Source organism: Arthrobacter sp. CAN_A212, assembly GCF_015752345.1.
Taxonomy (GTDB): domain Bacteria; phylum Actinomycetota; class Actinomycetes; order Actinomycetales; family Micrococcaceae; genus Arthrobacter_D.
The window spans coordinates 42,901-65,066 of the sequence record NZ_JADOUT010000021.1 but is presented as its reverse complement, the minus strand read 5'-3'; the positions used below and the strand labels follow the sequence as shown (position 1 = coordinate 65,066).

Genomic DNA, 22,166 nt, shown 5'->3' with positions numbered 1-22,166 from the left:
ATTCCTACCGGCTGAAAACCACCCAACAGACCATCAACAAGTCCCGGCAAAACTGACCGGAACACCAACAGGGTGGGGCCAAAACAAGCGGCGAAACCGGGGCCAAATCAACTTGCTATTCCCACCCCCCGAAGATGCCTCCGAGAACGGCGTAAACCGACCGCCATGACATCGCGCGAATAGCTAGATTCGGTGGGATGGCGGATACGACCGGGCCGACCGCCGGATCTCACGGTTCGGTGGGGAGGGACACGGTTTCGGTGGGGAGGGATACGAGGACGGGTGAGGGGAGGGACGCCGAGAGGGAAGGGGATGAATGGAGAGAGAAATATGGAGAACGGAAGGGCATAGGGGCACATGCGAAAATGCCCGGTCTGGACCTCCGAAGAGGTCCAAACCGGGCATCGACGAATCCCAGTTGAGCGGTGTCCGCCAGCGTCCCCGGGTACAGGCGACGTCCGCCAGTTACGCGGTGTCCGCCAGCGTCCCCAGATACAGCTGGATCACCTTCGGATCCTTCATCAGCTCGCGACCGGTTCCCGTGTACGCGTCCTTGCCCTGATCAAGGACATACGCCCGGTCACAGATTTGGAGGCACCGGCGAGCATTCTGCTCGACCATGATCACCGACACTCCAGCGCGGTTGATCTCGTGCACCCGCAGGAACGTCTCGTCCTGTTTGACGGGGGACAGGCCGGCAGACGGCTCATCCAACAGGAGTACCGCGGGATCCATCATGAGCGCCCGACCCATCGCCACCATTTGGCGCTCACCACCGGAAAGCGACCCAGCCCGCTGGGCACGCCGCTTTCCGAGCTCGGGAAACAGGTCAGCCACAAACTCGAACCGCTTCTTGAAGTCCTTGGGGCGCTGGTACATGCCCATCTCAAGGTTCTCCTCGATGGTCAGCGACGCGAACACGTTGTTGTTCTGGGGCACGAAGCCCACGCCCTGGCTGACCAGCTTGTTCGCTTTGAGACCGGTGATGTCCCTGTCCCTGACCACCACGGTGCCTGAATGGACCTTCACCAGTCCGAACATGGCCTTGAGCAGCGTCGACTTGCCGGCACCATTGGGTCCAATGATGCCAATCAGCTCCCCGGAGCGCGCCTCGATGCTGCAGCCGTTGAGGATGTTGACCCCTGGCAGGTACCCGGCCACCAGATCGGTGACCTTCACTACCGATGTGCTGTTGTCCTCGCTCATGGTCGGGTCTCCTTGTCATCCGGTGCTGTATCTGGACTCGCTGCATGCGCGCCGCGGGTGGAAGGGCCGGTCGTGTCCGGGCGTCCACCCTCGGGCCCTGCCCCGTGAGCACCGCCAGCAGGACCACTATCCGCAGGGCCAGCCGCATGAGCACCGCCTGTAGCATCACTATCCCCAGGACCACTGTCCAAAGGACCACCGTCCGCGTGAGCGCCGCCGGGATGGGCGAGGATGCCGGCGTCGGCGGTACCAACCACCGACTCCTTGTCCTGGGCGAGTTCCACTTCGAGCATCTCGACGCCCTGGGAATCGCCCAGGTCGACGTCGTGATGTGCGCCGAGGTAGGCGTCGATCACTGCCTTGTCCTTCATCACTACTTCCGGAGGCCCTTCAGCGACGATCTTGCCCTCGGCCATCACCACCACCCAGTCGGCGATGTGCCTGACCATGTGCATGTCGTGCTCCACGAACAGCACGGTCATGCCCTCGGCCTTGAGGTTCTTGATGTGATCCAGCAGGGACTGGGTGAGTGCCGGGTTGACCCCGGCCATCGGCTCATCGAGCATCACCAGAACTGGTTTGACCATCAGCGCGCGCGCCATTTCGAGCAGTTTGCGCTGCCCACCGGACAACGACGCCGCGTAGTCGTCCTTCTTCGCGTCGAGCTTGAACTTCGCCAGGAGGACATCCGCCTGCTCGGTGATCTCCTTCTCCCGCTTGCCCCAGAGGCCCTTGAACAGCGCGCGGGCGAGGCTCTCACCCGGCTGGGCGGTCGCCCCGAGGCGCATGTTCTCCATCACTGTCAGCTTGCCCATCACCTTGGTCAGCTGGAAGGTGCGGACCATTCCCATCCGGGCCACCTTGTAGGACGGCACGCCGGCAATGCTTTTGTCGTCGAAACGCCATTGCCCGCTGTTAGGGGTGTCGAACCCAGTCAACAGGTTGAACAGGGTGGTCTTCCCTGCACCATTTGGTCCAATGAGGGCGGTGATCTTGTTGCGGGGGACCTCGAGGTAGTCGACGTCGACGGCGTTCATCCCGCCGAACTGCCGGGTCACCTTTTCCGCAACCAGAATCGGATCCCTCTTCCGGCACCCCGGCCCGGTCTCGCCGGTGGTGATGTCGCGGGAATCGGTCATGTAGTCGATTGCCTGCGTCTCTCGTGGTTCGGTCATGCGAACGCCAGCTCCTTCTTATTACCCAGGACGCCCTGGGGTCTGAACACCATGAGCAGCATCAGCGCGACGCCGACTAGGATGTACCGCAGTTGCCCTGCCTGGACGTTGGACAGGAACGTGATGGCTCCGATTTCAATGGCGCCATACAGCAGCCCCTGGGTCAGGGACAGCACCACCCAGAAGATCATGGCGCCGATCACCGGTCCGAGAACCGTCGCCATCCCTCCCAGCAGCAGACAGGTGTACAGGAAGAACGTGAGCTCGGTGGCGTAGTTGGCTGGCTGCACCGCTCCACGGGGGAGGGTGAAGATCATGCCTGCCAGGGAGCCGAGCAGACCACCGATGACCAGTGCCTGCATCTTGTAGGCATACACGTTCTTACCCAAGGCACGGACAGCGTTCTCGTCCTCCCTGATCCCCTTCAGGACCCGGCCCCACGGGCTGCGCATCAGCAGCCAGATGGTCAGGCAGGCCAGTGCCACGATGGTCCAGCCGACAATCCTGATCCACAGGTCCCGCTCATTCATGGAGATGGGACCCACGTTGTAGGACCCCGGGGCGAGCGGGTTCAACGCGAAGAAGCCGTTTTCGAAGTTGGCGAGTCCGTTGGCCGAACCGGTGACGTCGGTGAGGCCATTGGTGGTGACGATGTACCTGACGATCTCCGCCGCGGCGATCGTGACAATAGCCAGATAGTCGGCGCGCAGACGCAGGGTCGGGATGCCCAGGATGAGCGCGAACAACACCGAAGCGGTCAGCGCGACGAGGACGGCGACAGGGAGGGGAACGCCGAACGTGAGGGTGGAGATGGCGTACCCGTAGGCACCCACTGCCATGAAGCCGGCCTGGCCGAAGTTCAGCAGGCCAGCGTAGCCGAAGTGGACGGCCAGACCGAGTGCCGCAAGGGCGTAGGCAGCGGTGGTTGGGCTGATCATTTCGCCGAAGGCGAGTGCAAGAATATTTCCGAAATCCATGATGTGAGCCCCTAACCGACGCGCTCTTTACGGCCGAGGATACCCTGCGGCCGGAACAGAAGAACCAGAATCATGATCAGGAGCGCTCCTACGTATTTCAGGTCCGCCTCCAGCCAGATGGTTGAGATTTCGACGAACAATCCCACGATGATCGAGCCGATCAGGGCGCCGAACACCGTGCCGAGTCCACCGAGCACGACGCCGGCGAAAATCAGCAGCAGAATCTGCTGGCCCATGTTGAAGGAGACACCGGGACGGTAGTACGCCCAGAGGATGCCGCCGAGGGCAGCCAGTGCCCCGCCGACCATCCATACGATCCGGATGACCCGGTCGACGTCGATGCCCGAGGCTGCCGCCAGTGCCGGGTTATCCGAGACGGCACGGGTGGCTTTGCCAAGCCGGGTACGCAGCAGGAGGAACCCGACCAGCAGGATGATCACCAGGGAGATCAGCAGCGAGTTGAGGTTGTTCTGCGAGATGGACACCGGACCGAAGTCCAGGCGGGCGCTCTGCGCGCCGGGCAACTGCTGGGTGGCACCACCGAAGTTGAACTGGATGATGTACCGCAGGGCCAGTGCCAACCCGATGCTGACAATCATCATGGGGACCAGACCGGTGCCGCGCCGGCGCAGGGGCTTCCATAGACCGGCATCCTGCACCCAGCCGAGGAGCGCGCCGGCAACCACCGCCAACGGTATGGCGACGAAGATGGGTAGCCCGATGGCAGCGAAACCGAACGCGACAACTGCTCCGAAGGTGACCATCTCGCCGTGTGCGAAGTTGGTGAGGCCGGTGGTGCCGAAGATCAGTGACAGTCCGACGGCGCTCAGAGCGAGCAGCAGGCCGAAGCTGAGACCAGCCAGGGTCCGCTCGGCGAGCGTGTCCCAGAAACTGGTGGTGTTGGTAACGATTCCCTCGCCGAACAGGAAGAGGGTGGTGACATTCGAGGTACCCGCGAAGGTCACCGTCCGGGGGTTGGCCTGGCCCTCGGCGAGGGCTGCTCCCCCGGGGAGGGTGTCCACCTCAAGGGTCACCTCATAGGCGCCCTGCTCCGGCACACCGACCGACCAGGATCCGTTGGCTGCCGAGGTGGTCTCGCCGTCGAACCCGTTGCCCGAAACCGAGATGGTGACATCCGGGAGCGGCCCGTCTGCGTTGCGAAGAACACCGCTGATGCGATCGGAAAACTCCTGGGCCACGATCTGGCCGGCGGGAAGAGACGACGATGCCACCGCGCTGGGTGCGGCGGGGGTGCCCGGGTGGTAACCCTGGGCAGCAGGGGCGCTGAGTAGCAGGACGGCTATGAGCCCGGTCGCAAAAACCAGCAGCCTCCTGATCCACGCAGGCGTCGGTCGGGTTATCAAGTTATGAACCTCGCTATGGGGCTGCCCCGCCTGAGGATTCGGCGGGATAGGGACGGCTTGCGGGCACGTGTCTTGTGACACATGTCACCGAGTGTGAGTTCATGTTACCCGCGCCATGTTTCACCGGATACCGAAACGGCTACCGGCTGGTAGCGATTGGGTAACAACTCAGCCCCGCCCGGTGCTGCCTAGGGAACAAAATGATCCGTAAACCGTTGACATTGGTAAGGTTAAACACACGCATATCATCCCCCGATGGAGGACTAGTTCACATGGCACTTGGCGGTAACCCGGTATTCAACGGAAAGAACTTCCGTACCGCTGCTCGCGGCAACAACCCGGCAGGGTCACCTGCCGGGTACGGTTCGACGGCGCTTGCAGGCCAGAGCGCAATGAGCACCACGCAGATGGAAGACCTCTACAACCAGCCGTCAGCTGGCCCCTCCCAGATGGGACGGATGACCTTCGATGACGTGATTGTCAAGACGGTCCTCTCGATCGGCGTCGTCCTCGTGGGCGCAGCTGTCCCGGCCTTCCTGCTTCCCGGCCTCGTCATGCCGCTGATGATTGTCGGCATGATCGGCGGTCTGGTGCTTGGCCTGGTCAACGCCTTCAAGCGCGAGCCGGTTCCCGGGCTGATCCTTGCTTACGCCTTCCTGCAGGGTCTGTTCGTCGGCGGCCTCACCATGATCCTGGAGGCGCAGTTCCCCAACATCGCGCTGCAGGCCCTCCTCGGCACACTGACCGTCTTCGCTGTCACCCTGGTGCTGTTCCGCAGCGGTAAGGTCCGTGCGACCCCTAAGGCAATGAAGATCTTCATGGTCGCAATCATTGGGTACGCACTGTTTAGCCTGGTTAACCTCGGGCTGATGCTGTTCGGCGTAACCGAGAGCATGTTCGGGATCCGCGGAGCAGGTATTCCGGGCACGGAGGGTATGTTCGGGTTCGACAATGGCATCCCCTGGGGCCTCGTCATTGGCGTCTTCGCGATTTGCCTCGCCGCCTTCTCGCTGGTCATCGACTTCACCTCGATCAGCGACGGCGTCCGGAACGGCGCCCCCCAGAAGTACTCCTGGACCGCAGCCTTCGGTCTCACCGTGACCCTGATCTGGCTGTACATCGAGTTCATCCGCATCATCGCTATCCTCCGGGGGAGCGAGTAGCCTCACCGGTCTCTCACGACCGACGCACCACCCAAAAAGGGACCCGCAGCGACTGCTGCGGGTCCCTTTTGCTGTGACACTCAAGGTCAGGCGATGCGCCGGGCCCCGTCGTCGGGAAGCACCGCGAAGATCGACGGTGCCAGATAGCCTGCCGCCGCAAACGCCTCGGTCACGGCTGTGGTGACGCGGTCGACGTCGTCAGTGGGCGTAAGCGCGATAGCCGAGCCCCCAAAACCGCCACCGGTCATCCTGGCGCCGAGCGCCCCGTTGGCCCGCGCCGTGTCGACGGCGAGGTCCAGCTCGGCGCAGGAGATTTCAAAGTCGTCCCGCATCGAGGAGTGACTCACATCGAGCAGTTGACCGATGGCGGCCGGCCCCTTGTCGGCGAGAACCTTGACCGTGTCCTGCACCCGCTCGTTCTCGGTCACGATGTGCCTGACCCGCCGCAGGGTCTCCTCATCGAGGATTCCGGCGGCCGCCGCAAGGTCGGCGATCTTCAGGTCGCGCAGGGACGCTACCCCCATCAGTTCTGCTCCCCGCTCACACGACTTCCGCCGGTCCGCGTAGCCGCCGGTCGAATGCGAATGGCTCACCCGGGTATCGATGACCAGCAGTGTCAGCCCTTCCTCCTGCAGCGGGAACGGCACCAGCTCCGATTCCAGGCTGCGGCAGTCAAGGAATACCGCATGACCTGCACGGCCCCGCAGCGACGCCGTCTGGTCCATGACGCCCGTGGGGGCACCGACCATGTCGTTCTCCGCCCGTTGGCCCACCAGAGCCAGCTCGGACGCCGAGAGCCCGGCGTCCACCAGGTCGTTCGCCGCCACCGCGACGGCGCATTCAATCGCCGCCGACGAGGAGAGCCCCGCACCCACCGGCACATTCGAGTCGATCAACAGGTCAAACCCGGGGAGCTGGTGCCCCGCCTGCTCCAGCGCCCACAGCACTCCCACCGGATAGGCAGCCCACCCGTCGACGCTGCCCGGTTGCAGCCCATCGAGGTCCACCTGGACCTCGGCACCCTCGCCAAGGGTGGACGCCACCCTCACCGTCCGGTCCTGCCGTGTCGCCGCGGCGACCAGGGTGGAGTGGTTGATGGCGAACGGCAGCACAAAACCCGAGTTGTAGTCGGTGTGTTCACCGATCAGGTTGACCCGGCCCGGAGCGGACCAGATCCCTGCCGGTTCGTAGCCGAACCGGTGGGCGAAAGCGGTGGCTAAATCCTGGGTGGGGCCGGTCATGGCAGGTCCTTTGCAGTTGTCCCGACGGCGTTGCGAAGGTTGTCCGCGACCAGTTCAGGGGTGGTGTCGTTGATGAATGCGCCCATCGCAGCCTCGGAGCCGGCCAGGAACTTCAGTTTGTCCTCGGCCCGGCGGGGCGAGGTGAGCTGCAGGTGCAGACGGCTGGCCGGTCGCAGCAGCGGATCAAGGGGTGCCTGATGCCACGCGGCGATGTACGGGGTGGGGGTGGAGTAGAGGCGGTCCACCCGTCCCAGCAGGTCCAGGTAGACGGTGGTGAGCTCGTCGCGCTCCGGGTCGGTCAGCGCGGCGAGATCCGCGACCTGCCGGTGCGGTACCAGGTGGACTTCGAGCGGCCAGCGCGCAGCGAACGGGACGAAGGCGCTGAAGTGCTTGCCTTCGATGATCATCCGCTCGCCCGAATCCCGTTCGGCCTTCAGCATGCCCGCCAGCAGGGTTTCCCGGCCATCGGTGGCGTCGAAATGGGCCCGCGCGGCGCGGGCCATCACCGCCGAGCGGGGCGGAATGAAGGGGTAGGCGTAGATCTGGCCGTGGGGGTGCAGCAGGGTGACCCCGATATCAGCGCCGCGGTTCTCGAAGCAGAAAACCTGACGGATCCCGTCCAGGGCGGACAGTGCCTCCGTCCGGTGCGCCCACGCGTCAATCACTGTCCTGGCACGCTCGGGTGCCAGCGACCCGAAGGAACCCTCGTGGGCCGAGTCGAAGGCCACGACCTCGCAGCGACCGTGCGCAGGAGCGGTGGTTCCCCAGCCGGCATCCGCTGGCAGGGCGCCGAGCGAAGGACCGAACGAGGAGAAACGGTTCTCAAACACCACCACCTCATAGTCCGGGGCGGGGATTTCGGACAGATTACCGGCCGTGGTCGGGCACAGGGGGCACTGGTCGGCCGGCGGCAGGTGCGTTCTGGACTGTCGGTGCGCGGCGACGGCCACCCATTCCCCGGTCAGGGCGTCAAAGCGGGCATCGCCGGTGGCACCCCGGGCGGGGAGGTCCCGGGTGTCGGCAACGGCTGAATGATCGCGGTGGAGGGCGGCCGCCTGGGCGGTGGCGTCGAAGTAGATCAGCTCGCGGCCGTCAGACAGCCGGGTGGGGGTGACCAGGGTCATGGGTGGGTTTCCTTGGAGGTGAGGGTGTCGGGAGTGAGCACGGTGGTGTGAAGCTCGAGTTGGGTGAGATGATCCGGGCCGACGGAGTCGCCCGCGGTGACAAGGCATTCAAGCTCGGTCAGGTCGACGATCTGGGCCAGGGCCACGACGCCGATCTTGGTGGAGTCAGCGAGGACCACCAGGCGTGCGCTCTGGCGGGCGAACGCGCGGTTGGTTTCCGCCTCGGCCAGGTTCGGCGTCGTAATGCCGGCGGTGGCGTCGACCCCGTGGACCCCCATGAAGCAGAGATCGACGTTTAACAGACCAACCGTGGCGGTGGCGAGCGGACCGACCAGCGCCTCCGAGGGGGAGCGTTCCCCGCCGGTGAGGAACACGCTGAGGTTACGGCCGCGGTCCTGGGCGGCGAAACCGTTGAGCAGCTCGGCCGCCGGCAGCGAGTTGGTGAGCACCGTGAGTGGGCCGAGGTCCGGTAGGAGGGCGGCAAGCTGGTAGACGGTGGTTCCCCCGGTGAGGGAGATGGTCATGCCGGGGGTAATCAGCCGACTCGCCGCCAGCGCAATCTGCTTCTTCGCCTCGCGCTGCCGGCCGGTGTTGGCCGAGAAGCCGGGTTCGGCGGCGCTGAGCGTCTGCGGCCGGGTGGCACCACCATGGACGCGGGTCAGCACCCCCGCCGCCTCCAGTGCGTCAATGTCACGGCGGATGGTCATTTCTGACACGTCGAACTGCTGGGCAAGCCGGGTCACACGGACGGCAGGACTGGTCACCAGTTCGGCAACTATTGCGTCCCGTCGCTCGGCGGCCAGCATCCATCTCTCCCAAAAGTAACTTTTTCGAACAAAGTCAAACATATCCGATTATTGGAGTGGACAGGAACCCCCCGGCCAGGAACCGCGTAACAAGCGCGGGAGGCCCGCCGACTCAATGCCTGATGGTCGGCAAGGTGTGGAAGGATGACAGCATGAATCGCCCCGCTCAGTGGAAGGTCCCGGCGGACCTTCAGGGCGCCCCGCGGCCAGTGCCTGGGCGCGACCGCTCAGGGGACGTTCCCTATGCGCTGAGCCTATCGGCGGCGTGGGCGTGGCGGGTAGGGCTGATTGTGCTGGTGGGCGGGGTGCTGGTGTGGCTCCTCGGCCACGTGTCGCTGCTCATCATCCCGCTGCTGCTGGCCGGCTTGCTGGCAAGCCTGCTCCTGCCCGTGATGAATCTACTGCGGAAGGCGAAGGTTCCCAACGGGCTCGCGGTCGCGGTCACCGTCGTCTCGTTCCTGGGGCTGGTGGGTGGCATGGCCACCCTCGCGGGACGGCAGCTGGCGTTGGGCCTTGCCGATCTTTGGGATGAGGCGCTGGAAGGGATCCGCCAGATCCAGTCGTGGTTATCGGACGGACCGCTGGGACTGACCACCCTCCAGATCGACCAGTTCATCGAAGAAGTGACGGGTGCCGTCCAGAACAATAGTGGAAGCATCGTCACGGGAGTGATCTCGCTGGGAAGCAGTGCGGGCCACTTCGGGGCCGGCGCCCTGCTGACCGTCTTTGCCCTCATCTTTTTCCTGCTGGAGGGCGAGCGGATCTGGCGGTTCGTCGTCGGCCTGATGCCCCGTGTGGCGCGGACGCCGGTGGACGGTGCCGGGCGCCGCGGCTGGTCGTCGATGGCCAATTATGTCCGGGTGCAGATGCTCGTCGCGTTCGTCGATGCGGTGGGCATCGGCGTCGGCGCAGCGCTGATCGGGGTTCCCCTGGCCCTGCCCCTCAGTGTCCTGGTCTTCCTGGGGTCCTTCATCCCCATTGTCGGTGCGCTCTTCACCGGCCTGGTCGCGGTGCTGCTGGCCCTGGTGGCCAACGGCTGGGTCAACGCGCTGATCATGCTGGCCATCGTCCTGGTGGTGCAACAACTGGAGGGGCACGTCCTGCAGCCCCTGATCATGGGGCCCGCGGTGTCGCTGCACCCGCTCGCAGTAGTGCTGGCGGTGGCTGGTGGAACCCTGATCGCGGGGATTCCCGGCGCGCTCTTCTCGGTGCCGCTGCTGGCGGTGGTGAATACGGTGGTCCGCTATATTGCCGGGCGCTCCTGGGAGACCGACCCTGCGGTGGGTGGGGTGCCGCCTCCGCCGGGCGGGCTCCCTGAACCGCCCGGCGAACCGCCCCACAACGACACCCCTGAACATTCCATCCCCCCTGAGGCACGAAAGGCCGACCAGTGACTGAGCTATTGGACCTCGCGGTGACGCTCGACGACGTGCAGGCCGCGCAGAAACTACTCGACGGCGTCATCGCCCGCACCCCCATCGAGGAGTCACGGGCGCTGGGGCGGCTGATCGGTGCCAACGTGTCACTGAAATGCGAGAACCTGCAGCGCGCGGGTTCGTTCAAGATCCGCGGAGCCTACGTCAGGATGGCCCGCCTGTCCGATGCGGAGAAGGACCGCGGAGTCGTCGCCGCGTCCGCCGGTAACCACGCCCAGGGCGTGGCCGTGGCGGCCGCGCGGCTCGGCATCACCGCGCGGATCTACATGCCATTGGGGGTCGCCCTGCCCAAGCTGGCAGCCACCCGCGGCCACGGCGCCGAGGTGGTCCTGCACGGGCACAACGTCGATGAGGCGCTGGCCGAAGCGAAGCGGTACGCGGAGGAGACCGGCACCGTGTTCGTTCACCCGTTCGACAACGTCGACGTGGTGGCGGGGCAGGGAACCATCGGCCTGGAGATCCTTGAGCAGGTGCCCGACGTCGACACCATCCTCATGGGGGTGGGCGGCGGTGGGCTGCTGGCCGGCGTCGCCGTCGCGGTGAAGGCCCGGGCGCGGGAGCTGGGCCGTGAAATCCGGATCATCGGGGTGCAGGCCGAGAACGCCGCGGCCTACCCGCCGTCGCTGGCAGCCGACGCGCTGGTGCCATTGACCAAGGTATCCACCATCGCCGACGGCATTGCCGTGGGCCGGCCTGGCCAGTTGCCGTTCTCCATCATCAAGGAACTGGTCGACGATGTTGTCACTGTCACCGAGGATTCGCTGGCACGAGCACTGATCTTCCTGCTGGAGCGCTCAAAGATGGTGGTGGAGCCTGCTGGAGCTGTGGGAGTGGCGGCCCTGCTCGACGGAAAACTGACCGAGAACGGTGCCTCACCCGGAAACACCGCGGTCATCCTGTCCGGCGGCAACATCGACCCGATGCTGATGCTGAAGGTCATCCAGCGCGGGCTCGCTGCGGCGGGAAGGTACCTGGTGGTGCGGATGCTCCTGGACGACCGGCCCGGCTCCCTGGCCACCATTTCCCGCATCATCGCCGAGTCGGACGCGAATGTCACCGGCGTCGACCACACCCGGGTGGGCGGTTCGATCAGCATGGGGGACGTGGCAATCACCATCAACATGGAAACCAAGGGCGAGGAGCACTGCGAACTCATCCTCGGGAACCTGCGGGCCGAAGGATTCCAGCCCATGGTTATCGAAGGCTGAGTATGCTCGCCAGACGAGCACGCACGGGGCTGCTGACGGTGGGGCTCTTCGCGGCGCTGCTGTGGGCCATCCACCTGGTCAATGTCCTGACCGGGACACGTCTGGTCGGCTGGCTCGGCATCGACCCACGGGAGCTGGAGGGGCTGGACGGCATCCTGTTCGCCCCGCTGCTCCACGCGGGCGTGGGACACCTGGTGAGCAACACCTTTCCGCTCCTGGTGCTGGGGTTCCTGACCTTCCTGGAGGGGGCGAGGCGGTTCGCCGTCGCGGTCGCCGCCAGCTGGCTCGGCTCAGGGATTGGCGTCTGGATCTTCGGCGGAGGCCTCACCATCGGTGCCTCCGGGGTAGTGTTCGGCCTGTTCGCCTACCTGATTGTCCGCGGCTTCTACAACCGCAGCCTGCGCCAGATCCTGCTGGCCGGAGTGCTGTTCCTCATGTACGGCTCCATCCTGTGGGGAGTCCTTCCCTCGCCAGGGTCCAACGTCTCCTGGCAGGCGCACCTGTTCGGTGCGCTCGGCGGACTGCTCGCGGCCCTGGTACTGAAACGGCGGCCCGCCCCGGAGGGGACGGACCGCCGTCGGCAGTCAAGTGGGCGCTAGGGTGCTGGCTCAGCCGACGTAGGGCTTGGCCGAAAGGACCTCAACCTCGATGGACTTGCCGTTCGGGGCCGTGTAGGCGACTTTGTCACCGGACTTCTTGCCCTGGATGGCGGCGCCTAGCGGTGATTTTTCGCTGTACACATCGATGTCGGTATCCCCGGCTACCTCGCGGCTGCCCAGCAGGAAGGTGGAGTCGTCGCCGGCAATCCTGGCGTGGACCAGCATGCCCGGCTCCACAATGCCGTTGTCCTCGGGAGCTTCGCCGACGTGGGCGTTCTCGAGCAGGGCGGTGAGCTGACGGATGCGGGCCTCGGACTTGCCCTGTTCCTCCTTGGCGGCATGGTAGCCACCGTTCTCCTTCAGGTCCCCCTCGGAGCGGGCCTGCTCAATGCGGGCAACCACCTCGGTCCGGCCGGGGCCGGACAAATGCTCAAGCTCAGCCTTGAGGCGATCGTAGGACTCCTGGGTAAGCCATGCGACAGGTGCACTGTTGGTGGACACGGGCATCTCCTTAGCTATGTCCGGAACCCGACATACGGGAGGCTCCGGCATGGTGACAGCCTGCACAACGAGATGTAAGCAGGCTTAGCAACAAATAAAGGCTCCACCCTTGGATGACCACATACACCGTTGATCACCGGTAGGGGAGAGCCGAACGTATTGCCCCCAGTGTAGTCGGCTTCGTGAGGATAACCCAAGGTAGGGCAGGGGGGTCGCCCCGGAAATGTAGTGAAAACGAGACGTTTCGGCCGTGGCGGACAGGCTACGGCGAAGGTGTCCCCTCGAGGACCCAACAGGCGTTGACGCCCCCGGATACGCCGATGGCCTCGGTCCTCAGGAGAGTGCGGTGCGCGGTGGTCCGGCCTCCGTCGGTGCCTTCGTCGGTGCTGTTGGGGCCGATCTCGACCACCTGCCAGCCCACCACGGCGTAGGTCTCGCTGAGCACCTGGATGGCGCACTGCACGGCGGTCTCGGGGGCCTTCGTGATCTCGTAGTCGACGCTTGCACGCCCAGCGTCCTGGATGTTGAAGCCCACGTCCTTGCTCGACACCTCAGGAATGGCCGTCTGCACACTGAATACGGCCGTGGCCAGCACCGCGACACCCAGGGTGATCCAGATCAACCGCTTCCAGGTTCGGCGCGACAATCCCGGCTTGGGGGTGCCGTAGCGATTGGCTACTCTTGATACTGGCGGTTGGTTGGTATCCATCACACACCATTTTATCCCCGCCAGAATTTATCGCCTAAAGCGATTAACCAAAACCACAGGAGCAGTCGTTGCCCAGCCCGGAAAACACCCCATCATCCAGCGCGTCCGCACCGGGCCAGGGCTACCGTCTGCTGGCAGTCCACGCCCACCCCGACGATGAGTCGAGCAAGGGCGCGGCAACTATGGCTCGATACGCGGCCGACGGCGTCGAGGTCATGGTTGCCACCTGCACCGGCGGGGAGCGCGGAGACATCCTCAACGAAAAGGTTGCCGGTGAAGCCCACGCACTGCGTGACCTGGCAGGGCTGCGTCGTCTGGAAATGGCGCAGGCCGCCAGCGAGCTGGGCATCAGCCAGCGCTGGCTGGGCTTCACCGACTCGGGCCTGCCCGAGGGCGACCCGCTGCCGCCGCTACCTTTCGGCTGCTTTGCGCTGCAGCCCCTGGAGCGCGCGTCGGCGCCCCTGGTGAAACTGATCCGGGAATTCCGCCCGCACGTCATTCTGAGCTACGACGAAAACGGTGGGTACCCACATCCGGATCACATCATGGCCCACAAGGTGGCAGTCGAGGCCTACCACGCGGCCGGCGACCCCGACCGGTACCCGGGAACCGGGGATGCCTGGTCGCCCTCCAAGCTGTACTACGATCGCGCCTTCAACCCCGAACGGTTTCACGCACTCCACGTTGCATTGGAACGGGCCGGCCTGAAGTCGCCTTATGCGGAGCGGATCGCGGCCTGGCTGGAAGCCGATTCCGAGGGCCACCAGGCCCCGGCGCCAACCCACGAGACCACGACCCAGATCCAGTGCGGCGAATTCTTCGAACATCGCGAACGTGCGCTGCGCTCCCACCGCACCCAGGTTGACCCGGAGGGCTTCTTTTTTGCCGTTTCCTCCGACCTGCAGCGTCAGGTCTGGCCTTGGGAAGACTACTCACTGATCCACTCCCGGGTGGAATCCACACTGCCCGAAGCTGACTTCTTCGCGGGCATAGAATAGGTAGGTCTGGCCTGTGGCCCGTCGTTCCCCTGAAAGTGGTGCATTGTGAATTACCTGCTCAACCTGGCGTCTGCCGTGAGCCCCACTCCCGATCAAGAGGACGGGCTGAGGCCGGGACTTGATCCTTCCCAGGTGACTCCCGGACTGTTGGGTTTCCTCGCCACGCTGGTGTTGGTGGTGGCGGTCATCTTCCTGGTCAGGGATATGTCCCGCCGGATACGCCGGGTGCGATACCAGTCAATGGCGGACGACGCCGCGTCGGACGGCTCAGTGCCGGACGGCTCAAAGCCGGACGGAGCACGGCCGGACGTATCACGGCCGGACGGAGCGGCCGCTGACCGCTCCGAGATGCTGCTCGACGACGACAGTCTCGACGGCACTCAGGATCGGTCCAACGTGAACGACTCCGGAGCGCCGGGTACCTCCGACACCCGTCCGGGGTCTACGCCGAGCGACCGCTAGGTAGTCCCTGGGCGGCTGACGCAGCAGCGAGCCCCGATCCTGTCGAGGCCCAACAGCCAGACCCGATGCTGCCGGAGTGAAACTGTTGGGTCGATCCGGTGACTGTGAGTCAGACGTTCCCCGACGCGAGCAGCTCCTCCAGCCGTTCGTACCCCTCTGACATCCCTCCCTCCATCCCCGAGGCAGCCATCCCGTCACGCGCCTGAAGGGTGGGATAGACCGCATGGCCGGCGAGCCGGCAGCGCCCGTTGCCGAGATCCTCGAAGGTGAGGAACTCGATGCTGACGACGTCCGGGTACCCGCCAAACTCGAAGGTCTGGATGGCGAACTCATTCTCCCGCACGGTGTGGAACACGCCGCTGAACGTGTAGGTCTCACCAGTGGGGCCGGTGTGCCGGTACAGGTAGGTTCCACCGGACCGGAAATCGTAGTGGTCAACCTCGATCGCGTTCCGGCGCGGTCCCAGCCATTTCCCGATCAGATCGGGCTTCGCATGGGCTTGAAAGACGAGCTTCACCGGGAAGTCGAACTCGCGCTCGAAGTCGATGAAGGGGAGTCCGTCGGGAACAGTGAGTTTCAATGCAGTGCTCATGATGAATCCTTTGTGCTCTCGTGGTGCTGGTTGCCGCTCGGAGCGGCCAGTGACTGCAGCACAGCGTCGAGGCTTCGGAACTGCTCTTCACGCACCAGACGGTACTGGTCAATCCAGGCGGTGAGGGCCTCCAACCGTGCGGGGTCCAGATGGACGGGCCGGCGTTGGGCATCCCGTGTGCGGGTGACCAACTGTGCCTGCTCGAGGACCTGGATGTGCTTCGAGATCGCCTGCTTGCTGATCTCGAAGGGTTCGGCCAGTTCGTTGACCGTGGCGGGTCCGCGGCTCAGCCGCGCGATGATGCGTCGCCGGGCAGGGTCGGCCAGGGCCAGGAAGGCCCGGTCAAGGAACTCGTCGACCGGATCATCCACGCTAATCAACCTAACTTTTGATCAACCAATTGGTTGATCAAGAGCGTACTCCAACGCCCAATGACGGTCAAGAGGTTCCTCAGACGGGATTCAAAACGGCGATGACAATGGCGATGAAGTGGACAGTAAACGCTGCCACCGTAAATGCGTGGAACAGTTCATGGAAGCCAAACCACGTTGCGCTGAAATTGGGCCGCTTCAGGGCGTAGAACACGGCGCCGGCGATATACAGAGCTCCGCCCACAATCATCAGGATTGTCGCCGCGGGACTCGCGGCGAAAAAGTCAGGCAGGTAGAACAGGGCACCCAACCCCAGGGCCACATAGACCGGTACATAAAGCCAGCGGGGAGCGTTCACCCACAGCACCCTGAACAGGACCCCAGCGATCGCACCCGACCAGATCACCCACAACAAGACGTTTGCCTTCGCCGGTTCCAGGAGGGCCCAGGCGAGTGGGGTGCAGCTCCCGGCGATCACCAACATGATATTGGTGTGGTCCAGGCGCTTGAGGACCACGCGGGTCCGGTCGGTCCAGGTGCCCGTGTGATAGACGGCGCTGATGCCGAACAGGAGCACTCCGGTGAACGCGTAGATGGCCGAGGTGATCTTTCCGGCTGCCGTAGGGGCGATCGCAACCAGGACAATTCCGGCCGCCAACGCCAGTGGAGTGGCGCCGGCGTGCAGCCAGCCGCGCAGCTTTGGTTTGAGGGCGCCGGGGGAGCTGAGGGTCATGCGGCAATTCTATCCGCCGGGCAGCTATGTTACTGCCCGGTAATGTGTCGATTGTGGGGAGTTCTGGTGAGCGCCACGGTATCGACGGCGGCGCATCGGGTCCATGACGGTACCTTTGGAGTAGATCAATCGAGCGACGCGCCGGTGCAGCCGAAGCACCTCAGGAAGTAGGACAGGTGAACCACCCCACGAAGTTTCCAGGATTCGCCTACAACTTCTATGAACGCAGGCTGCAGCGGTCCCTGAGCTCCGACCGGATTCCACACCACATTGGGGTGATGGTCGACGGTAACCGACGGTGGGCCAAGCTTGCGGGCGCCCCCACCCGCGACGGGCATCAGGCGGGAGCCGACAAGATCCACGAGTTCCTCGGGTGGTGCGAGGAACTCGGCGTCGAAGTAGTGACCCTCTACATGCTGTCCACCGACAACATGAGCCGGTCTCCGGAGGAGATCGAGCAACTCCTCGACATCATCGCCAACACCCTTGACCGGCTGGGGGAGAGCAACCGGGTGCGGGTGCAACCCGTCGGGGCGCTGGAACTGTTGCCGGCTGATCTGTCGGACAAGCTGTGCTCCCTTGCCACCCACACCCGTGACATCGACGGCCTGCACGTGAACGTTGCGGTGGGCTACGGCGGACGCCGGGAGATCGTCGACGCCGTGAAGGAGTTGCTCCTTGCCGCGGCGGCGGCCGGCCAAACCCTGCCCGAGGTCGCAGAGGGTCTTACCGACCAGCAGATCTCCTCTTTCCTCTACACGCGGGGGCAGCCGGACCCGGATCTGGTGATCAGGACCTCGGGAGAGCAGCGACTCTCAGGATTCCTGATGTGGCAAAGCGCGTACAGCGAGTTCTACTTCTGTGAAGCTCTGTGGCCCGATTTCCGCCGGGTTGACTTCCTCCGCGCACTGCGCGACTACGGGCGGCGCCAGAGACGGTTTGGCGGCTAAGGTCGCGGGCAAAAGTTCACCTCGAATTATTGCTCGACACGCCGCGTGATATCTTCCAGGCTCGGATGCCGGGCGTATTCTCGACTCCATCAGGGGGCACCAGCGCCGCCTGATGTGGAGGCCACCGATGCAGCGAACAGGGCACACCAGCACCTCGCCACGTCTGGGGAGGCCGTGCCAGGCCTCGAGGCCCCACTGCCTCACCCCTTCATCACAAGTCGGGGATTGCACGCCCCGCCCGTGGAGTCCACATGACAAGAACTGATACCCCGCAGCGTTCATTTGACTCAGACCACAGCCTCCCATCCACTGCCACCACGAAGGCCCGCACCAGCACTGATGATGAAGTCATCCTTGCCGAGGCGGGCCTTTCGTCTGTCGAGAGCCTCGGCAGCCGTAGCTACGTGGTGGACACCTCGGTACTGCTCTCGGATCCGCGGGCAATCCTGAGGTTCGCCGAACACGAGGTGATCTTGCCGATCGTGGTGATCAGCGAGCTGGAGGCCAAACGTAACGACCCCGAGCTGGGCTTCTTCGCGCGCAAGGCGCTTCGGTTGCTCGATGATTTGCGGGTGCAGCACCATGGGCTCAACCAGGCGATCCCTCTCGGGGAAGAGGGCGGAACGCTGCGGGTCGAGTTGAACCATATTTCCACCGAGGTGCTGCCCGCTGGCTTCAGAAGTTCAGACAACGATTCACGGATCCTTGCCGTAGCCAAGAACCTCTCGGACGAGGGCAGGAACGTCACTGTCGTCTCGAAGGACCTGCCGATGCGGGTCAAGGCCTCGGCGATGGGCCTGAAGGCCGACGAGTACCGGAGCGAACTGGTCACCGATTCCGGCTGGACCGGGGTCGCCGAGCTGGATGTGGCCGAGGCTGACGTCACCACACTCTACGACCACCAGCCGGTCTTCCTTCCGGCGGCCGCCGAGATGCCGGCCAACACCGGACTGGTGATGCACTCCCCGCGGGGGTCCGCCCTGGGTCGGGTCGGTGCGGACAAGCAGGTGCGTCTGGTCCGGGGCGACCGGGACGTCTTTGGCCTCCACGGCCGGTCAGCCGAGCAGCGGCTCGCTATTGACCTGCTGATGGATCCGGAGGTGGGGATCGTCTCGCTGGGCGGGCGCGCCGGGACCGGAAAATCGGCGCTGGCCCTCTGCGCTGGTCTGGAGGCAGTCTTGGAACGCCGTGAACACCGGAAAGTGGTGGTCTTCAGGCCGCTGTACGCCGTCGGTGGCCAGGAGCTGGGGTACCTGCCCGGCAGCGAGAGCGAAAAGATGAATCCCTGGGCGCAAGCCGTCTTCGACACACTGGGTGCCCTCGTTTCGCAGGAGGTGGTGGAGGAAGTGATGGACCGCGGCATGCTCGAGGTGCTCCCGCTCACCCACATCAGGGGCCGTAGCCTGCACGATTCGTTCGTTATCGTCGACGAAGCCCAGTCACTGGAGAAAAATGTCCTTCTCACGGTGATGAGCAGGATCGGGCAGAACTCGAGGATTGTCCTGACCCACGATGTGGCTCAGCGCGACAACCTGCGGGTGGGGCGCCACGACGGGATTGCGGCGGTGGTCGAAACTCTGAAGGGACATCCGCTGTTCGGCCACATCACTCTCACCCGGTCGGAGCGGTCGCCAATCGCTGCGCTCGTCACCGAGCTTCTGGAGGGCGCCGAAATCTAGGGGTGGGCCGGGAGCGCTCAGATTTGGGCGCAGAAACCGAAAGTGCTCACGGAATGTCAGCTGATGCGGGGAGCGGTCAGCTGACATTCCACGGAATGTGGGAGCTGACGTCCGTGAGGCCCATGCCCGAGTCCACGAAATGGTCGTCGATCATGTACTCATCGACTCCCAGAATGCGCAGCCAGTGCCCGCCCCCGGCGAACGCCCCGTCCAGTGCCCGCGTCGACACGCAAATCCCCGTACCCAGGTCCACCTTCACCTCGGTATGGCCGCGACCGATCAGGGGGTAGCCCGGGGTGAAGGGTTTGTAGGTGAGGTTCGGCGTGACGATGGCGCTGAGCACCGGCCGGCCCTCGAATTCCTCCTCGACGACGTTCTCCAGCTCCACACGGTTGGCGAAGGGGGATTCGAAGGGGACGGGTGAATCGCCGGCGAACTCGACCGGGTCCAGCATGGCGGCCCACCGCGGGTCGCCGAACGCCGGTTCACCGTAGGCGGCCTCCGGACGCCTGAGCACAAAGCCGGCGTCGTTGTAGACGGGGGTGATCAGTCGCGGCGCCAGCAGCCACGACTTGCGGGTGGCGCTGACGTACAGCGCGTCGCGGGAGCCCGAGGTGCCCGTGGTGCTGTGCAGCAGCACGCCGTCGTCGTCCTCGACCCGCAGTGCCGCTGGCCGACGCAACCATGCCTTCAGCGGCCGGGAGTCCGATTCTGCACTTCGCCAGGCCACGACAAAGCGCAACGTCTCCCATTTCCACGGGGACGACCGGCACAGCGAACGGAACGTGGCTGCGGGGGTTGCGCTGTGTGTTGCCGACATATCCACAGTGTAACCGCCGCCATTCACGGCGCCGGGGTGCAGGCAGTAGCTTGGGATCCATGATCGAGATCATCGCCCGGTACGCCGCCGGGAGCTCGCTGGCGGCCCTGGTTCTCGCCCTGGCAGTGGGTGTCCTGCTGGCGGTGGGGCTCCGGCTCGCCGTCGTCGATCTTCGCACCCACCGGTTGCCGAATCGAATCATCTTCCCTACCTACCCGGTCGCCGCGGTGCTCCTGGGGATGAGTGCCCTGATCGCCGGAGAGCCAGCGCGGGTGCTCTCCATGCTCACCGGAGCGGTGCTGCTCTGGCTGCTCTACTTCATGCTGCGGGTCGCCTACCCGGCGGGAATGGGCTTCGGGGACGTCAAGCTCGCCGGCCTGCTGGGGCTGTATCTCGGTTTCGCCGGGTGGGGATACCTGCTGTGGGGGGCGTTCGCAGCGTTCTGCCTCGGCGGGCTGTGGGGGTTGGCCCTGATTGCCAGCCGTCGCGGCACCCTGAGGTCGGCGATTCCGTTTGGCCCGTTCATGATCGGCGGCGCGGTGCTGGTCCTGGCGCTCCCGTCGCTAGGCTGAGGGGATGCCGACCCCTGACTATGTCCTGTCCCTCCGCGAGAAGATCGGGCACGCACCGCTCTGGCTGCCCGGCGTCGGCGGCGTGGTGTTCGACGACGACGGCAGGGTGCTGCTCGGCAAACGCACCGACAACGGGCAGTGGACGGTGATCACCGGAATGCTCGAGCCCGGCGAGGAACCGGCGCCGGGGATCGTGCGGGAAATCCTTGAGGAAACCGGGGTGGTGGTACGGGTGGAGCATCTGATCCGGGTGGAGGTGGTGGGTCCGGTGACCTTCCCTAACGGAGACGTGTGCACCTTCCTTACGACCGACTTCAGCTGCCGGTACGTCTCGGGGGAGGCCCGTGTGAACGACGACGAGTCCACCGACGTGCAGTGGTTCCCCATCGACGACCTCCCGGAGTTGAACGCCCGGCACCGCCAGCTCATCGAGTCCGCCCGCACGGCTGACGGGGTTCCCCACTTCGTCAGCTAGCGGGAATCCGGTCCGGGAGCGGGTCGGGTCTCCGGGGCGGCGTCCGTGTCAGCTGCTGCCGCTGTCCCTCCGCCCGTGCCGTTCGCAGGGGTCCTGGCGGCGGACACCGAGGCCTGTTCACGCTCGAGGCGTTCGGCGTCCTCGCCGCCAATCGCTTCGCCCCTCGGGACCATGCCTGAGGTCTCGGACAGGGGAATGTGTTTGAGGGTGATCGCCAGGACCAGGGCGATGACCAGAAACGGTACGAGGTACCAGAACACCGGCGCGAGTGAGTTTGCGTAGTCGGCCACGATGGCGTCCCTGATGGGGCCGCCGAGCTGTCCCGCGATGGTGGGCATCGCCGTCGAGACGATGGTCTGGTCGAGGCTCGCCAGCAGCATGCCGGCGATGAGTGCGGAGAAGATGATCCAGATGCGCTTCTGGGTCAGCAGCAGCGGCCCCGTTTCCGTCTGGGCGGTCGAGCTCATGGTGTTCCTTCGGGGGTGTGGTGTGGGCCGCCGGTGACAAAGAGATACCCTGCGGCGTCGATGTGGGATTCAAGGATGTCGCGGTAGCTTCGACCCTCCTCTGTCGCGCGATCAGGGCCGCGAACTCCTTGTTCCGGACCGCCGAGTCGCCGAACAGCTTCACGAGCAGCTGGGGTTCACGCTGCATGAGAGCGTGCATCTGCGGGAACTCCTCCCGCGTGATGGCCAGGCGCTCGCCGGTGGAGGCGGCCAGTTCGGCCAGCGCTCGGAGTAGGGGGACGGATCCGGCACTGGCAAGGAACGCGTCCATCAGGTCTTTTGGCTGATGGTCCTCGCTGTGGCCAAGCACCGCGTCTTCCTTGGTGGGAAGTAGTTGAAGAAGGTGCGCCGGGAAATGCCGACCTGCTCGCAGAGCTCTTCGACGGTGAACCCGCTGAGGCCCTTGTCGATGGTCAGCCGGCGGGCGGTGTCGCAGATCGCTGATCGGGTGTTTTCGGTCAAGAAACTGCCCCGGGGGAAAGGCACGCCGATTGCTTGC

25 protein-coding genes are annotated in these 22,166 nt (G+C 65.0%); 10 read left to right on the top strand and 15 right to left on the bottom strand.

Features of this window, described 5'->3' with window-relative positions:
- Positions 1 to 465 precede the first annotated feature (465 nt).
- The 4 genes from IWX64_RS14270 to IWX64_RS14255 are packed head-to-tail and all read right to left on the bottom strand — an operon-like array spanning position 466 to position 4,722.
- On the bottom strand, positions 466 to 1,206 hold the full coding sequence (locus IWX64_RS14270) for an ABC transporter ATP-binding protein (protein ID WP_196867788.1): 741 nt from the start codon (positions 1,204 to 1,206) through the stop codon (positions 466 to 468).
- Positions 1,203 to 2,381, bottom strand: coding sequence for an ABC transporter ATP-binding protein (locus IWX64_RS14265; RefSeq protein ID WP_245345723.1), 1,179 nt, complete (start codon positions 2,379 to 2,381; stop codon positions 1,203 to 1,205). Before IWX64_RS14265 ends, IWX64_RS14270 begins: the two co-directional genes overlap by 4 nt.
- Positions 2,378 to 3,358 (bottom strand): branched-chain amino acid ABC transporter permease, encoded by a 981-nt coding sequence (locus IWX64_RS14260; protein ID WP_196867787.1) that lies wholly within the window; start codon positions 3,356 to 3,358, stop codon positions 2,378 to 2,380. The genes IWX64_RS14265 and IWX64_RS14260 overlap by 4 nt, the downstream gene beginning before the upstream one ends.
- An 11-nt stretch (positions 3,359 to 3,369) precedes the next feature.
- Entirely contained in the window at positions 3,370 to 4,722 is a 1,353-nt protein-coding gene (locus IWX64_RS14255; RefSeq protein ID WP_196867786.1) for a branched-chain amino acid ABC transporter permease, read from the bottom strand.
- A gap of 272 nt (positions 4,723 to 4,994) precedes the next feature.
- Here IWX64_RS14255 and IWX64_RS14250 point away from each other — a divergent pair, with 272 nt between their 5' ends.
- Positions 4,995 to 5,885 carry a Bax inhibitor-1/YccA family protein gene (locus tag IWX64_RS14250; protein ID WP_196867785.1) on the top strand — a complete coding sequence of 297 codons (891 nt, stop codon included), beginning with the start codon at positions 4,995 to 4,997 and terminating at the stop codon, positions 5,883 to 5,885.
- Between the two features lie 86 nt (positions 5,886 to 5,971).
- Here IWX64_RS14250 and galK read toward each other — a convergent pair whose 3' ends face one another.
- The 3 genes from galK to IWX64_RS14235 are packed head-to-tail and all read right to left on the bottom strand — an operon-like array spanning position 5,972 to position 9,056.
- Positions 5,972 to 7,126, bottom strand: coding sequence for a galactokinase (gene galK, locus IWX64_RS14245; RefSeq protein ID WP_196867784.1), 1,155 nt, complete (start codon positions 7,124 to 7,126; stop codon positions 5,972 to 5,974).
- A complete protein-coding gene (gene galT / locus IWX64_RS14240) occupies positions 7,123 to 8,250 on the bottom strand; it encodes a galactose-1-phosphate uridylyltransferase (protein ID WP_196867783.1) in 1,128 nt (375 codons plus the stop codon). Before galT ends, galK begins: the two co-directional genes overlap by 4 nt.
- Positions 8,247 to 9,056: a DeoR/GlpR family DNA-binding transcription regulator gene (locus IWX64_RS14235; protein WP_196867782.1), complete on the bottom strand. Its 810-nt coding sequence runs from the start codon at positions 9,054 to 9,056 to the stop codon at positions 8,247 to 8,249. Before IWX64_RS14235 ends, galT begins: the two co-directional genes overlap by 4 nt.
- Positions 9,057 to 9,208: 152 nt before the next feature.
- Here IWX64_RS14235 and IWX64_RS14230 point away from each other — a divergent pair, with 152 nt between their 5' ends.
- Genes IWX64_RS14230 through IWX64_RS14220 form a run of 3 tightly spaced genes read left to right on the top strand, consistent with a single transcriptional unit; the run spans position 9,209 to position 12,299 of the window.
- Positions 9,209 to 10,450, top strand: coding sequence for an AI-2E family transporter (locus IWX64_RS14230; RefSeq protein WP_196867781.1), 1,242 nt, complete (start codon positions 9,209 to 9,211; stop codon positions 10,448 to 10,450).
- Positions 10,447 to 11,700 (top strand): threonine ammonia-lyase, encoded by a 1,254-nt coding sequence (ilvA, locus tag IWX64_RS14225; RefSeq protein ID WP_196867780.1) that lies wholly within the window; start codon positions 10,447 to 10,449, stop codon positions 11,698 to 11,700. The genes IWX64_RS14230 and ilvA overlap by 4 nt, the downstream gene beginning before the upstream one ends.
- Before the next feature lie 2 nt (positions 11,701 to 11,702).
- Complete coding sequence (locus IWX64_RS14220) at positions 11,703 to 12,299, top strand: rhomboid family intramembrane serine protease (RefSeq protein ID WP_196867779.1); 597 nt, start codon at positions 11,703 to 11,705, stop codon at positions 12,297 to 12,299.
- 9 nt (positions 12,300 to 12,308) lie between these two features.
- Here IWX64_RS14220 and greA read toward each other — a convergent pair whose 3' ends face one another.
- Entirely contained in the window at positions 12,309 to 12,806 is a 498-nt protein-coding gene (gene greA, locus IWX64_RS14215) for a transcription elongation factor GreA (protein ID WP_196867778.1), read from the bottom strand.
- 256 nt (positions 12,807 to 13,062) lie between these two features.
- A complete protein-coding gene (locus IWX64_RS14210; protein ID WP_196867777.1) occupies positions 13,063 to 13,509 on the bottom strand; it encodes a DUF4307 domain-containing protein in 447 nt (148 codons plus the stop codon).
- 68 nt (positions 13,510 to 13,577) lie between these two features.
- Here IWX64_RS14210 and mca point away from each other — a divergent pair, with 68 nt between their 5' ends.
- Positions 13,578 to 14,507, top strand: coding sequence for a mycothiol conjugate amidase Mca (gene mca, locus IWX64_RS14205; protein ID WP_196867776.1), 930 nt, complete (start codon positions 13,578 to 13,580; stop codon positions 14,505 to 14,507).
- Between the two features lie 132 nt (positions 14,508 to 14,639).
- Positions 14,640 to 14,969 carry a hypothetical protein gene (locus IWX64_RS14200; RefSeq protein ID WP_196867775.1) on the top strand — a complete coding sequence of 110 codons (330 nt, stop codon included), beginning with the start codon at positions 14,640 to 14,642 and terminating at the stop codon, positions 14,967 to 14,969.
- A 109-nt stretch (positions 14,970 to 15,078) separates the two neighbouring features.
- On the opposite strand, the gene IWX64_RS14195 is transcribed toward IWX64_RS14200, so the two are convergent.
- The 3 genes from IWX64_RS14195 to trhA all read right to left on the bottom strand — a co-directional run bounded on the left by IWX64_RS14195 (position 15,079) and on the right by trhA (position 16,665).
- Positions 15,079 to 15,561 (bottom strand): SRPBCC family protein, encoded by a 483-nt coding sequence (locus tag IWX64_RS14195; RefSeq protein ID WP_196867774.1) that lies wholly within the window; start codon positions 15,559 to 15,561, stop codon positions 15,079 to 15,081.
- The gene (locus tag IWX64_RS14190; protein WP_395939843.1) at positions 15,558 to 15,932 is read right to left on the bottom strand and encodes an ArsR/SmtB family transcription factor; all 375 of its coding nucleotides are present in this window, start codon (positions 15,930 to 15,932) and stop codon (positions 15,558 to 15,560) included. The genes IWX64_RS14195 and IWX64_RS14190 overlap by 4 nt, the downstream gene beginning before the upstream one ends.
- Positions 15,933 to 16,011: 79 nt before the next feature.
- Positions 16,012 to 16,665 (bottom strand): PAQR family membrane homeostasis protein TrhA, encoded by a 654-nt coding sequence (trhA, locus tag IWX64_RS14185; protein WP_196867773.1) that lies wholly within the window; start codon positions 16,663 to 16,665, stop codon positions 16,012 to 16,014.
- Positions 16,666 to 16,841: 176 nt separating this feature from the next.
- Between trhA and IWX64_RS14180 the strand changes: the two genes are divergently transcribed.
- Together IWX64_RS14180 and IWX64_RS14175 are read left to right on the top strand one after the other, a co-directional pair.
- Complete coding sequence (locus IWX64_RS14180) at positions 16,842 to 17,615, top strand: isoprenyl transferase (protein WP_196867772.1); 774 nt, start codon at positions 16,842 to 16,844, stop codon at positions 17,613 to 17,615.
- Positions 17,616 to 17,866: 251 nt separating this feature from the next.
- On the top strand, positions 17,867 to 19,294 hold the full coding sequence (locus IWX64_RS14175) for a PhoH family protein (protein ID WP_245345721.1): 1,428 nt from the start codon (positions 17,867 to 17,869) through the stop codon (positions 19,292 to 19,294).
- Positions 19,295 to 19,370: 76 nt separating this feature from the next.
- Here IWX64_RS14175 and IWX64_RS14170 read toward each other — a convergent pair whose 3' ends face one another.
- Positions 19,371 to 20,114 carry a hypothetical protein gene (locus tag IWX64_RS14170; RefSeq protein WP_196867771.1) on the bottom strand — a complete coding sequence of 248 codons (744 nt, stop codon included), beginning with the start codon at positions 20,112 to 20,114 and terminating at the stop codon, positions 19,371 to 19,373.
- A gap of 59 nt (positions 20,115 to 20,173) precedes the next feature.
- Between IWX64_RS14170 and IWX64_RS14165 the strand changes: the two genes are divergently transcribed.
- Both IWX64_RS14165 and IWX64_RS14160 read left to right on the top strand, forming a co-directional pair.
- On the top strand, positions 20,174 to 20,686 hold the full coding sequence (locus IWX64_RS14165; RefSeq protein WP_196867770.1) for a prepilin peptidase: 513 nt from the start codon (positions 20,174 to 20,176) through the stop codon (positions 20,684 to 20,686).
- A 4-nt stretch (positions 20,687 to 20,690) separates the two neighbouring features.
- On the top strand, positions 20,691 to 21,161 hold the full coding sequence (locus tag IWX64_RS14160; RefSeq protein WP_196867769.1) for an NUDIX hydrolase: 471 nt from the start codon (positions 20,691 to 20,693) through the stop codon (positions 21,159 to 21,161).
- Here the strand turns inward: IWX64_RS14160 and IWX64_RS17125 are convergent.
- Together IWX64_RS17125 and IWX64_RS14150 are read right to left on the bottom strand one after the other, a co-directional pair.
- Positions 21,158 to 21,628 carry a hypothetical protein gene (locus IWX64_RS17125; protein ID WP_442859063.1) on the bottom strand — a complete coding sequence of 157 codons (471 nt, stop codon included), beginning with the start codon at positions 21,626 to 21,628 and terminating at the stop codon, positions 21,158 to 21,160. The two genes, IWX64_RS14160 and IWX64_RS17125, sit on opposite strands and share 4 nt — an antisense overlap.
- 309 nt (positions 21,629 to 21,937) lie before the next feature.
- On the bottom strand, positions 21,938 to 22,129 hold the full coding sequence (locus IWX64_RS14150) for a TetR/AcrR family transcriptional regulator (RefSeq protein ID WP_196867768.1): 192 nt from the start codon (positions 22,127 to 22,129) through the stop codon (positions 21,938 to 21,940).
- Positions 22,130 to 22,166: the final 37 nt, after the last annotated feature.

Bases quoted from the DNA above. Each gene is read 5' to 3' on its own strand.
- IWX64_RS14270 (WP_196867788.1), bottom strand. From the start codon at position 1,206: ATGAGCGAGGACAACAGCACATCGGTAGTGAAGGTCACCGATCTGGTG.
- IWX64_RS14265 (WP_245345723.1), bottom strand. From the start codon at position 2,381: ATGACCGAACCACGAGAGACGCAGGCAATCGACTACATGACCGATTCC.
- IWX64_RS14260 (WP_196867787.1), bottom strand. From the start codon at position 3,358: ATGGATTTCGGAAATATTCTTGCACTCGCCTTCGGCGAAATGATCAGC.
- IWX64_RS14250 (WP_196867785.1), top strand. From the start codon at position 4,995: ATGGCACTTGGCGGTAACCCGGTATTCAACGGAAAGAACTTCCGTACC.
- galK (WP_196867784.1), bottom strand. From the start codon at position 7,126: ATGACCGGCCCCACCCAGGATTTAGCCACCGCTTTCGCCCACCGGTTC.
- galT (WP_196867783.1), bottom strand. From the start codon at position 8,250: ATGACCCTGGTCACCCCCACCCGGCTGTCTGACGGCCGCGAGCTGATC.
- IWX64_RS14235 (WP_196867782.1), bottom strand. From the start codon at position 9,056: ATGCTGGCCGCCGAGCGACGGGACGCAATAGTTGCCGAACTGGTGACC.
- IWX64_RS14230 (WP_196867781.1), top strand. From the start codon at position 9,209: ATGAATCGCCCCGCTCAGTGGAAGGTCCCGGCGGACCTTCAGGGCGCC.
- IWX64_RS14220 (WP_196867779.1), top strand. From the start codon at position 11,703: ATGCTCGCCAGACGAGCACGCACGGGGCTGCTGACGGTGGGGCTCTTC.
- greA (WP_196867778.1), bottom strand. From the start codon at position 12,806: ATGCCCGTGTCCACCAACAGTGCACCTGTCGCATGGCTTACCCAGGAG.
- IWX64_RS14210 (WP_196867777.1), bottom strand. From the start codon at position 13,509: ATGGATACCAACCAACCGCCAGTATCAAGAGTAGCCAATCGCTACGGC.
- IWX64_RS14195 (WP_196867774.1), bottom strand. From the start codon at position 15,561: ATGAGCACTGCATTGAAACTCACTGTTCCCGACGGACTCCCCTTCATC.
- trhA (WP_196867773.1), bottom strand. From the start codon at position 16,665: ATGACCCTCAGCTCCCCCGGCGCCCTCAAACCAAAGCTGCGCGGCTGG.
- IWX64_RS14175 (WP_245345721.1), top strand. From the start codon at position 17,867: ATGACAAGAACTGATACCCCGCAGCGTTCATTTGACTCAGACCACAGC.
- IWX64_RS14170 (WP_196867771.1), bottom strand. From the start codon at position 20,114: ATGTCGGCAACACACAGCGCAACCCCCGCAGCCACGTTCCGTTCGCTG.
- IWX64_RS14165 (WP_196867770.1), top strand. From the start codon at position 20,174: ATGATCGAGATCATCGCCCGGTACGCCGCCGGGAGCTCGCTGGCGGCC.
- IWX64_RS14160 (WP_196867769.1), top strand. From the start codon at position 20,691: ATGCCGACCCCTGACTATGTCCTGTCCCTCCGCGAGAAGATCGGGCAC.
- IWX64_RS17125 (WP_442859063.1), bottom strand. From the start codon at position 21,628: ATGAGCTCGACCGCCCAGACGGAAACGGGGCCGCTGCTGCTGACCCAG.